The following is a 10,626-nucleotide window of genomic DNA, read 5'->3' as shown; positions in this document are numbered from 1 at the left end:
AGCAGGAGAGACCTCCGGTTCATGTTCGCACGACCGGAGGTCTTTTTTTAATATGCATGTCCCCGCATTGGTATGGATTATCACCATTGTGGTCGTCATGGGTTTTATCGCCTTTGACTTCTATGCACACGTTCGCACGCCGCATAACCCAACTATGAAGGAAGCCGGCATCTGGACCGCTTTCTACGTAGTCTTGGCATTAATTTTCGGCGGAATGGTGTGGTTGTTATGGGATCACCACCGAGGCATTGAGTTTCTATCGGGCTATATCACCGAAAAGGCGCTCAGCGTAGACAACCTATTTGTCTTTGCACTCATCATCGGCGCATTCAAGATTCCGCGCCAGTACCAACAAAAGGTTTTGCTGTTTGGTATTGCGATGGCGCTGGTATTCCGAGGCCTGTTCATTTGGGCTGGTGCGGCAGTTATTGCCAAGTGGTCTGACGTTTTCTACCTGTTTGCAATCTTCCTGATTTACACGGCTATCAAGACGGTGTACGACGAAGCCGTCGATAAGCCGGAACCCGATCCGTCGGATATGAAGCTGATTCAATGGCTGCGTCGAATCGTCCCAATTTCGGACCATTACAACAAGGACAAGTTGACCGTTAAGGAAAACGGCAAGCGTTACTTGACTCCACTTGCCATCGCGCTGGTGTCCATCGGTTTTATCGATGTGATGTTTGCGTTTGACTCTATCCCGGCTATCTACGGTCTGACGGATGAGGCATACATCGTCTTTACTGCAAATGCCCTTGCTCTCATGGGTTTGCGACAGATGTACTTCCTGCTCGACGGTCTGCTGGATCGCTTGGTGTACCTGGCTTATGGCCTGGGTGTCATCCTGGCCTTTATTGGTGTGAAGTTGCTGTTGCACGCACTGCATGAAAACAACCTGCCGTTTATCAACAGCGGTGAGAACGTGTCGGTGCCTGAAGTATCGACCTGGGCGTCGCTGGCGGTCATCGTCATCGTTCTGGTGGTGACTGTCCTGGCATCGTGGCTCAAGAGCAAGCGTGATGAAAACATAGGTGCGATTGCCCTTCCGCGTGTTCACCACGATGATGATGGAAGCCGCGATGGCCTCGGCTCTCACGCCTCCTCTACTTCTGTCAGTGAGGGGTCAACGTCGGCCGGAAGCGAAACTAACGGTTCACACACCGGTAAGAACGAGCCTGGGCGTTAATCGAACACGATTGTGAGATAAGGTAACAACTGTGACTGCTCCAAGTGCTGATACAAGCCGTGTTTCCAACTGGAACTTGCCCAATTTCCTGACCGTGCTTCGCATCCTCGGAGTACCGGTGTTCCTGTGGGTACTTCTTCAGGAGGGCGGCGAAGCCACCAATTGGCGCTGGTGGTCGTTTGTCGTATTCGCGCTTCTGATGGCGACTGACAAGTTGGACGGGCACCTCGCACGTAGCCGTAACCTCATTACCGACTTTGGCAAGATTGCCGATCCGATTGCCGATAAGGCTCTAATGCTGGCTGCGCTGATTGGTATGAACATCATCGACATTCTGCCGTGGTGGGTGACTGTCATCATCGTGATTCGCGAAGGTGGCATCACCATCTGGCGTATGTTCGCCCTGCGTCAGGGGCGTGTTGTTCCGGCTTCTCGGGGCGGCAAGATAAAGACGGTCCTGCAGTCTGTAGCAGTGGGGCTCTTCCTGATGCCAGTGGACTGGTTGTTCTGGCCGTCCTGGATTGTGATGGTTGCCGCCATTGTCGTCACCGTCGGTACCGGTATCCAGTACATTGTGGATGCGCGAAAGGTCTCGTAGAGAAATTAAGTGGAGGGTAAAGCTGTGAACACAGTCGAACGCCTCGCCCAGAGCGACGAAAACGCTGACGGTGTCGATGGCGTTTCGCTTCAACTCGTCCAAACGCTTACGGCTCGTGGCGAGACTTTTGCAGCCGCAGAATCACTTACCGCAGGTCTTCTCTGCGCTACAGTTGCCTCCGTACCGGGAGCCTCCGCCGTTCTCCGCGGTGGCGTGGTCACTTACGCCACTGACACGAAGGCGTTGCTTGCCGACGTGCCAAAGGATGCTTTGGCCGCATATGGCCCCGTGTCCGAGTTGACGGCCCGGTATATGGCACTTGGAGTGGCAAATAAAGCAGTGGCGGACTGGGGGATTTCGCTAACTGGCGTTGCTGGTCCAGCGATGCAGGATGGGCACCCAGTAGGTGAAGTCTGGTGTGGTCTGAAACCGCCGGGAGTTTCGTACCTTGATGGGGTAACTGCTGTTAGGTTGCCGGTGAATAAAGAGGGGGCGCGCGCGGAGATTCGTCGTCAAGCAGTGGTATTGGCGTTAGAACTGTTGTTGCAGAATCTCGAGGGTGAGTAGAATTTTTGAAAATTGGGAACAGGTCGGCCCTCTAAAGCGTTAGAGAAAGTGATGACCAACAATACTGCACTTATGACCATTCGCTACCCAGAGGTAGATAGCGCTGCTGCTTTGCAGGCTTCCATGGATGCCACAGCGCCGTCGGCACGGGTGGCTGTAGCGGAGCAGCCTGAATCGGTTGCAAAGTTAACGGCACAGGATTTGGCGGAACGGGGAGAATCTCGTGAGCCACTCCTGCGAGAGGCACTGGGGGAAACGCTGCGTGATATTCGTTCGCGCAGTGGACAGACGCTGCGTGAGCTTTCTGAAAATGCGGCTATTAGCCCTGGTTATTTGTCCGAGCTTGAGCGTGGACGGAAAGAAGTCTCATCTGAGCTGCTGGCGTCCGTATGTGCGGCGCTTGGTGTGACGGTGTCAGATTTGATGATGGAGGCGGCCACAGCGATGGCTCTGCATTCGGCGAGCCCGGAATTGGCAGCGATGTAGAAATTGGTTGCGGCGGTGGAATTTCACTCCACTGCTCCGGCACTTAGCACCCGAAGATGCTTGGCTTTAGTTAAGATTGGGTGCGCGATAAGCACAGACCTGCTTTGGGGTAGTTGCAATAAGAAAGGTGTATGGGACGCTATGGCTAATCCATTTGTAAAGCTGTGGAATTACTTGATGGCCGCTTTTGATTCCAAGATTGAGGAAAACGCTGATCCGAAGGTGCAGATTCAGCAGGCTATCGAGGATGCCCAGCGGCAGCACCAGGAACTATCGCAGCAGGCAGCGGCGGTGATTGGTAATCAGCGCCAGCTGGAAATGCGCCTTAACCGCCAGCTCGCTGAAATTGAAAAGCTGCAGGGGAACACTCGTCAGGCATTGCAGCTCGCTGACAAGGCTCGTGCTGAGGGGGATACCGCCAAGGCTACGGAGTATGAGAACGCAGCTGAGGCTTTCGCAGCTCAGTTGGTTACTGCTGAGCAGTCGGTAGAAGATTTGAAGGCTCTGCACGATCAGTCGCTGCAGCAGGCAACTCAGGCTAAGAAGGCCGTCGAGCGTAATTCCATGCAGTTGCAGCAGAAGGTCGCGGAGCGCGCAAAGCTCCTCAGCCAGCTGGAGCAAGCAAAGATGCAGGAGAAGGTCTCTGAGTCCTTGCAGTCGATGAATCAGATTTCTTCGGGGGCTACACCTAACCTGGATCAGGTTCGTGACAAGATTGAGCGTCGTTACGCTAACGCTCTTGGCCAGGCTGAGCTGGCTCAGAACTCGGTTCAGGGGCGTATGGCTGAGGTAGAGGCCGCAGGCGTTCAGCTTGCTGGGCACTCTCGCCTGGAGCAGATTCGCGCAGAAATGAACGGCGGCAACGAGCTCTCTGGTGGCGAGGCTCAGAAGTCCATCGAGGGAAATGCTGCCTCCAACGTTGACCCTGCTGTTGCTGAGCGCATGCGCCAGCTGCGTGAGGGCAATTAATTCTGCTACTCCCCTTCGCCACGTGCGATTAGCGAATCACCCATTGCCTTCGAGCGGTTAATGGTTCGGATGACCACAGGTACGCCGAAGGCGATGATTGAGCCGGCAGCCCCTCGGGCTTTTCGAGCCTCCAGTACCTCGGCAGCGGCCATAACTTGAAGCGGAATCATACGCAGCGTCAGCGATAGTGCGAGCGCGATGGTGTCGACTGGTAGGCCGAAACGAGCGAACGGTTGCATCGCGGTGGTCAAAGTATCCATGATGTCGCTGACGCGGGTCGTCAGCGTTAGCAATATTGCCGCTGCGATTGCGGCGAGAAGCGCGAGGAAGGTCGTCAGCGCTTGCTCACCCCCGGCGCGCCACCATAGGAGAAGCGAAAGCAGCGCCAAAATGATTACGGCTCCACGGAGCTGTCGGAAAGCAACCATGGGTGGCACCTTGGCCACCGCATAAGCGAGGGTGACAATTGCCAGGGCAATCGCCCCGCCTAGCCAGGTATCCACGAGGATCCCGGTGAGCAATAGAAATGCGATGACAATGATGAGCTTGGGGGCCGTCGGGAGCCTGTGCGCAGGCGACTTATGGTTGAGGTAAAGCCCTAACGGGACATCGGCTGGATGAATCATGAGCGGCCTTCTCCCGCACGAGTCATATCGCTGACGTATCGGTCAATAACTTCCTTGGGCGCACCGTCGTCGACGATTTCTCCTGTGCTTACACGGATAACCCGGTCGAAGTCCATAAGAAAATCCAGATCATGAGTGACCACGATAATTTGCTGCTCAAGCTGGGCGAAAATTTTCCGAATGTGGAGACGATTACGCAAGTCGAGGAGCGTAGTGGGCTCATCGGCAATAATGGTCGTGGGATTAAGAATTAACACTGCCGCCAGCGCCAGAAGCTGTTTTTGTCCACCCGAGAGCACGTGCGGCGAGGCGTCAGCATGATCGGCGAGCCCAAATCGCTCGAGGGCTTCCTGCACCAGCTGGTTGCGCTCATCCTTTGTTAGCTTTCGCTTGCGTAGTGAAAAGGCAATGTCCTCTGCGACTGTCGGCATCACAATTTGGTTATCCGCATCAGAAAAGATGAAGCCGACCTTCTTGCGAATTGCCTTTGCCTGCTTTGCGACATTCATGCCCTCATACGTGACCGTGCCGCCAGTGACCGGGCCCAGGCCGTTAATAAGTCGCACCAGCGTGGACTTACCGCCACCGTTTTCGCCGATAATGCCGATACGGTTCTCTGTGAGAGTTAGCGTGGTTGGCCTCAATATCTGGCGTCCCGAATAGGTTGCGGAAGCGCGGTCAAAAGCGATGGTGGGCATAGTGCGACTCGAGGACCTTTCTAAGTCTGTGGGTTAATTGCCCGAGGTGGCTGCTTCCTTAACCAAACGACTTTGCTTACGGTTGGCAGCGTCGGGAAGCAAATCAGGGAAAGCCTGCAGTACGGCAGTAGCAATAAGCGCGGCTACGACAACCTTTGCAACGTCGCCCGGGATAAACGGGACGTTGGTAATCAGTGCGTCGGTGAAGCTAAGTCCCATACGCCATGCCAAGCCGACAGATCCGAAGAAGTACTGCAGTAGAACTCCGACGAGGCCCGCGCCGATGAAGACGCTGATTCGTGAAACCTTCGCCCGCGGTGCTTGCTGGGCAATCGCGCCGATTGCGAAACCGGCAATTAAGTAGCCGACAATGTAACCCACGGTAGGGCCGGGGAGTGCGGCGAGAAGTGGTTTCCAGCCCGCCATGTTTGGGACACCCACGAGCCCAACAGCCAGGAACAGGGTAGTGGCGAGGCCGCCGCGTTTGAATCCGAGAATCATCCCTGCCAGTGCGATGCCCATGTTCTGTAGCACGATTGGCACGCCGAGACCGCCAACGGGAATGGCAATCCCGCCGAGTACGATGATCAGTGCTGCGAAAGCAGCGATAATAGTGAGGTCATACACCTTGGAATTATTCACAGCTCTCATCTTAATCCCCTGGGTTGAGCACTGTTCAGGCAGGGGAGCGGGGATTAGGTTATGAACAGAGGGGGCCAGGTAGGTATCAGTGACAGGTATCTTGTACGTTGGTCTCATGCGATTGGCCGATTTTCACAACTTCGTCAATTACGAATTTGGGCCTCAGCACGGCCCGTGGCTGTTGCATTCCCACGTGCTGATGGAATATGGAAAGACTCCCGCGGAATTGCTTGAGGACGGGGTCGAACCTCGAGATATCTGGTGGGCGCTGTGTAGGGAACACGATATTCCTGAAGACCGCTGGTACGGCCCTGACGAATAGGTTCCGGCGTAGACAACGGCGAATGCTTGCCGACGGCACTTGCGTGTCGTTGCCATTCGAACAGGGTTTCGCATATTATCGAAAGTGCTGATGAAGTCAATCCGTCTGATTCGGTATAACTTCCGGGTGTAACCGGCAGTAGAGATGTCGCGGACCAATTTGGAACCGGAACGGCTAGTTTCGCGCCTAATTAAGTGTGAGCGAAGTTTCTGTTTTGGATGAAAATCGGGACACACATTCTCTGAGTACGGCTCCAGAACCCGATACCGTACGCGACAATGACAATGAGGAAGAACAACGAACTATGGCTCGTAAGAAGGCTACGGCTTCGAACCAGGGCAATGATCGCCTGAAGGCGCTCGATGTAGCTCTGGCGAATATTGAGAAGGACTTTGGTAAAGGTGCAGTTATGCGCCTGGGGGATGACAATCGTCCTCCAATTCAGGTTATTCCCTCCGGCAATATCGCTATCGACGTGGCTTTGGGCCTGGGTGGGTTCCCACGTGGTCGTATCGTAGAGATCTATGGTCCAGAATCCTCAGGTAAGACCACAGTCGCACTGCATGCTATTGCAGAGGCACAGCGGCAGGGCGGTATTGCCGCATTTATTGATGCGGAGCATGCGCTGGATCCGGTTTATGCGCGCAAGCTTGGAGTAGATACGGACAACCTTCTGGTATCCCAACCAGATACCGGTGAGCAGGCACTTGAGATCACAGATATGTTGGTGCGTTCCGGTGCTATTGACATCATTGTGGTTGACTCGGTGGCCGCGTTGACTCCGAAGGCTGAAATCGACGGTGAAATGGGCGATTCCCACGTTGGTCTGCAGGCGCGGTTGATGAGTCAGGCGCTGCGAAAGATGACGGGCGCCCTGTCTAACACCGGCACCACTGCCATCTTCATTAACCAGCTGCGTGAAAAGATTGGCGTCATGTTCGGCTCTCCTGAGACCACCACGGGTGGTAAAGCACTGAAGTTCTACGCTTCCGTTCGCTGCGACGTACGCCGAATTCAGACGTTGAAGGACGGCCAGGATGCCGTGGGTAACCGCACGCGCTTGAAGGTAGTCAAGAACAAGGTGTCGCCGCCGTTCAAGCAGGCAGAGTTTGACATCATCTACGGCGAGGGCATTTCGCGTGAGGGCTCGTTGATTGACATGGGCGTTGATAACGGCATCGTCAAGAAGTCGGGTTCGTGGTTTACCTACGAGGGCGATCAGTTGGGCCAGGGCAAGGAAAAGGCTCGTATGCACCTGCGCGAGAATCCAGAAATTGCCCAGGAAATCGAAGTCAAGATTAAGAAGAAACTCGGGGTCGGGGAATTCGCTGAGGTCGAGGACGAGACCGATATCGATGCCCCTGTCGATGTCGTGCCGGACATCGACTTCGATGATTTGGAAGACTAGCTGGCTCGAGGCGTAGTGCCGGGACACATGAAAAGTGAGGACCGTGGAGGATCGTAACGGCCGCGATGTGCGGGAGACTATCGAAAAGCTTGCTCAGCAGATTGCGGAAGCTGACGGTAGTTCGCTCTACGATGCGGGTCGTGAGGAATCCAAGGCTCCGATTCGTGCTAAGGCGCTGCGCTTGCTCGATCAGCGAATGCGCTCCCGCAAGGAACTCGTAGAAAGGCTCGAGGCAGTCGAGGAGTTTCCAACCTCGATGATTGAAGAAGTCGTTGATGACCTGACCCGAAGTGGTTTGGTTAATGACGAGCTTTTCGCATCCGAATGGGTGCGGCAGCGCTTTGCCAGTCGCGGCAAGTCGAAGATGGTTTTGAACCGGGAGCTGCAGGAAAAGGGTATTGATGCTTCGCTTCGTGCTGATGCGTTGGAGCAGATCACGCACAACGCGGAAGAAGAAGTCGCACGGAAGCTAGCGGCGAAGAAGGCGGCCACTATTAAATCAGTAGCGCCTGACTTCAACTCCAAGCAAAAGGATTTACGCAAAGTTGTCGGTGTGCTGGCGCGGCGCGGTTTCCCCTCTGAATTGTCCATGAGCATTGCTCGGGATCAGTTAGAAGAGCGATACCGGAAACTCGAAGAGGACACAGATTAGCGCCGGTACCATTTCACGCTGGATTAGCACGCCGGCTGCGGACCGGTCAGGTTTAAAGGAATCGCTGATTGGGGAAATGGGCCATAAACAGCTAACCTAAACTGCCGTGACTACCCCTTCTTTGAACCCTCAGCAGCAGTCTTCGCCTCGCACATATGAGGTGCGTACGTTCGGTTGTCAGATGAACGTCCATGACTCGGAACGACTGTCTGGCTTGCTGGAAGAAAACGGTTATGTAGCGGCTGCAGAAGGCGAGAATCCCGATCTGGTCGTTTTCAACACCTGTGCCGTTCGAGAGAATGCGGACAACCGACTCTATGGCACATTGGGACAGCTCAAACCGGTCAAGGATGCTCACCCAGGCATGCAGATTGCCGTCGGTGGCTGCTTGGCCCAGAAGGATAAGGACGTCGTTGTAAAGAAAGCCCCATGGGTGGACGTCGTCTTCGGTACGCATAACTTGGGTTCGTTGCCAGCATTGTTGGAACGCGCCGCTCATAATGACCGGGCTGAAGTCGAGATTAAGGACGCGCTGGAAGAATTTCCCTCGGTGCTGCCGGCCAAGCGTGAATCCACTTACGCAGGTTGGGTGAGTATCTCCGTAGGCTGCAACAACACGTGCACCTTCTGCATCGTCCCCAGTTTGCGGGGTAAGGAACGCGATCGTCGGCCAGGCGAGATTCTCGCTGAGGTCCAGGCACTCGTGGAGCAGGGCGTTACTGACGTCACCCTCCTCGGCCAGAATGTCAACGCCTATGGTGTTAACTTCGCCGACCCTGACATGGAACGCGACCGCTCGGCTTTTTCCAAGTTGCTGCGCGCCTGCGGCCAGATTGAGGGGCTGGAGCGGGTGCGCTTTACATCTCCGCACCCAGCTGAGTTCACCGATGATGTCATCGACGCCATGGCGGAGACACCGAACGTGGTTCATCAGTTGCACATGCCGCTACAGTCCGGTTCCGACCGAGTGCTGAAAGACATGCGCCGTTCCTACCGCACCAAGAAATTCCTGGGAATTCTGGAGAAGGTTAGGGAAAAAATGCCGGATGCGGCTATTACCACTGACATCATTGTCGGTTTCCCTGGCGAGACTGAAGAGGACTTCCAGCAAACTCTCGACGTGGTGGAAAAGGCTCGCTTTAGCTCGGCTTTCACCTTCCAATACTCGCCCCGCCCGGGAACTCCGGCGGCGACCATGACTGAGCAGGTTCCACCAGAGGTAGTGAAGGAACGCTATGGTCGGCTGCTAGCGCTTCAGGAGCGTATTTCCGAGGAAGAAAACGCCAAGCTAGTCGGCCGGGAAGTCGAGCTGCTGGTCAGCCAGTCCGATGGCCGTAAGAATGCGGAGACTCATCGCATGTCAGGTCGGAGTCGGGATGGTCGCCTGGTGCACTTCAGCCCGTCGGAAAGCGAACCTGGTGTCGTTGACCGAAAGATTCGCCCAGGTGACTACGTGACAGTGTGCGTGACCGACTCTGCACCCCACTTCCTGATTGCCGACTCCGGCGTGCTGACGCACCGTCGCACTAAAGCGGGGGATAATGTGGAGGTCGGTCAGATTCCGACGACCGCTCCGATTGGAGTTGGTCTGGGCTTGCCAAAGATTGGGCGCCCGGAGAAAACGAAGGTAAGTGAGGGATGCGGTTGTGAGTAGTGACAAGGCTTCGCCGGAAAGTGATATGGAATCTACTAGCGAGCAGTCCGTGGAATCCGCGCAGGCATTGCGGGTTCAGGAGCGCAAGGCCGCCGGCGAGCTGGATCTCGGCCGTGCGGTGATTCCGATGATGGTTGCCGTCATCGGCCTTATTACGAGCTTCTTCCTTCCACATTCGGGCGTCGTTTTGGGCTTTGATGTGCTGCTGGATACGGATGTTGCACATCAGTACTTCACGACGCGCCCGGAACGAATTTACTCCATTCTTGTGGTGGTAGGCGTACTGCTGGCTATTGCCACGCTGATTACGCGGACGACGATTCTCGCGTTTGTCACCTGGTTTTTTGCCTGCATTCAGATGGTCTACTCAGTCTTCGCTGGCTGGATGCGCCAGTCTCGTCCACAGGAACTGGCCGGCGAGGGTATTTCCTTTGGCCTGATGCTCGGCATTTTCTGCAGTTTTCTACTGGCCATTTCCGTGACTTTCATCGCTTTCCGACGCAGTAAGGAGCAGCTCGCAATCGCGACGAAACGTCGCAAGCACGCTGACACCGATCCGGTACTGCGAGCGCAGCAGGTTTACCTGCGTGCGGGCCTGACACCGAATACAACTACTGATGTAGAGGTCGTCGACGACCGCCGTGAACGCGCACGCCGACGCAATCGTGGCCAGCAGGGCAGTAGCGCGGACAATGTCTCTCAACGGGCTGGCGAACAGGACGAGCAGATCAGCGACGAGTAGTGAGATTCTTTAACTAGCGCAGTAAGAAAGGGGCTCTCTTCCTGAACTGCTCCCCATTAGTTGGACTGAGAAATCA

The 10,626-nt window shown here is 55.3% G+C and carries 13 protein-coding genes; 10 read left to right on the top strand and 3 right to left on the bottom strand.

All coding sequences use genetic code 11. The features are described from left to right. Nucleotides 1-52 precede the first annotated feature (52 nt). From HMPREF2651_RS01820 to HMPREF2651_RS01800, 5 genes are all read left to right on the top strand, one after another. Nucleotides 53-1,186 carry a TerC family protein gene (locus HMPREF2651_RS01820; RefSeq protein ID WP_070585958.1) on the top strand — a complete coding sequence of 378 codons (1,134 nt, stop codon included), beginning with the start codon at nucleotides 53-55 and terminating at the stop codon, nucleotides 1,184-1,186. 31 nt (nucleotides 1,187-1,217) lie between these two features. Beyond that, nucleotides 1,218-1,784 (top strand): CDP-diacylglycerol--glycerol-3-phosphate 3-phosphatidyltransferase, encoded by a 567-nt coding sequence (gene pgsA, locus HMPREF2651_RS01815; RefSeq protein ID WP_016422605.1) that lies wholly within the window; start codon nucleotides 1,218-1,220, stop codon nucleotides 1,782-1,784. Between the two features lie 24 nt (nucleotides 1,785-1,808). After that, nucleotides 1,809-2,351, top strand: coding sequence for a CinA family protein (locus HMPREF2651_RS01810; RefSeq protein ID WP_049181212.1), 543 nt, complete (start codon nucleotides 1,809-1,811; stop codon nucleotides 2,349-2,351). 51 nt (nucleotides 2,352-2,402) lie between these two features. After that, nucleotides 2,403-2,837, top strand: a complete 435-nt coding sequence (locus HMPREF2651_RS01805) for a helix-turn-helix domain-containing protein (protein ID WP_049181213.1) — start codon at nucleotides 2,403-2,405, stop codon at nucleotides 2,835-2,837. A 141-nt stretch (nucleotides 2,838-2,978) separates the two neighbouring features. Further along, a complete protein-coding gene (locus HMPREF2651_RS01800) occupies nucleotides 2,979-3,806 on the top strand; it encodes a PspA/IM30 family protein (RefSeq protein WP_038628750.1) in 828 nt (275 codons plus the stop codon). A 5-nt stretch (nucleotides 3,807-3,811) separates the two neighbouring features. On the opposite strand, the gene HMPREF2651_RS01795 is transcribed toward HMPREF2651_RS01800, so the two are convergent. The 3 genes from HMPREF2651_RS01795 to HMPREF2651_RS01785 are packed head-to-tail and all read right to left on the bottom strand — an operon-like array spanning nucleotide 3,812 to nucleotide 5,781. Then, entirely contained in the window at nucleotides 3,812-4,432 is a 621-nt protein-coding gene (locus HMPREF2651_RS01795; protein WP_038628752.1) for an energy-coupling factor transporter transmembrane component T family protein, read from the bottom strand. Continuing rightward, nucleotides 4,429-5,130 carry an energy-coupling factor ABC transporter ATP-binding protein gene (locus HMPREF2651_RS01790; protein ID WP_049181214.1) on the bottom strand — a complete coding sequence of 234 codons (702 nt, stop codon included), beginning with the start codon at nucleotides 5,128-5,130 and terminating at the stop codon, nucleotides 4,429-4,431. Before HMPREF2651_RS01790 ends, HMPREF2651_RS01795 begins: the two co-directional genes overlap by 4 nt. Nucleotides 5,131-5,163: 33 nt before the next feature. Continuing rightward, a complete protein-coding gene (locus HMPREF2651_RS01785; protein WP_038628756.1) occupies nucleotides 5,164-5,781 on the bottom strand; it encodes a biotin transporter BioY in 618 nt (205 codons plus the stop codon). A gap of 79 nt (nucleotides 5,782-5,860) precedes the next feature. On the opposite strand from HMPREF2651_RS01785, the gene HMPREF2651_RS01780 reads away from it, so the two are divergent. From HMPREF2651_RS01780 to HMPREF2651_RS01760, 5 genes are all read left to right on the top strand, one after another. Then, nucleotides 5,861-6,094: a DUF3046 domain-containing protein gene (locus tag HMPREF2651_RS01780; RefSeq protein ID WP_080972864.1), complete on the top strand. Its 234-nt coding sequence runs from the start codon at nucleotides 5,861-5,863 to the stop codon at nucleotides 6,092-6,094. Between the two features lie 304 nt (nucleotides 6,095-6,398). Then, nucleotides 6,399-7,502, top strand: coding sequence for a recombinase RecA (gene recA, locus HMPREF2651_RS01775; RefSeq protein WP_038628758.1), 1,104 nt, complete (start codon nucleotides 6,399-6,401; stop codon nucleotides 7,500-7,502). Nucleotides 7,503-7,545: 43 nt separating this feature from the next. Beyond that, nucleotides 7,546-8,154, top strand: a complete 609-nt coding sequence (locus tag HMPREF2651_RS01770) for a regulatory protein RecX (protein ID WP_038628760.1) — start codon at nucleotides 7,546-7,548, stop codon at nucleotides 8,152-8,154. A 106-nt stretch (nucleotides 8,155-8,260) separates the two neighbouring features. Then, on the top strand, nucleotides 8,261-9,808 hold the full coding sequence (miaB, locus tag HMPREF2651_RS01765; RefSeq protein WP_049181215.1) for a tRNA (N6-isopentenyl adenosine(37)-C2)-methylthiotransferase MiaB: 1,548 nt from the start codon (nucleotides 8,261-8,263) through the stop codon (nucleotides 9,806-9,808). Next, nucleotides 9,801-10,550 (top strand): Rv2732c family membrane protein, encoded by a 750-nt coding sequence (locus tag HMPREF2651_RS01760; RefSeq protein ID WP_224786671.1) that lies wholly within the window; start codon nucleotides 9,801-9,803, stop codon nucleotides 10,548-10,550. Before miaB ends, HMPREF2651_RS01760 begins: the two co-directional genes overlap by 8 nt. Nucleotides 10,551-10,626 lie beyond the last annotated feature (76 nt).

This window comes from Corynebacterium sp. HMSC063A05, assembly GCF_001809695.1.
In the GTDB taxonomy this organism is placed as follows: domain Bacteria; phylum Actinomycetota; class Actinomycetes; order Mycobacteriales; family Mycobacteriaceae; genus Corynebacterium; species Corynebacterium amycolatum.
Note: the sequence above shows the minus strand (reverse complement) of the source record. Positions and strands in the feature narration are given on the sequence as shown.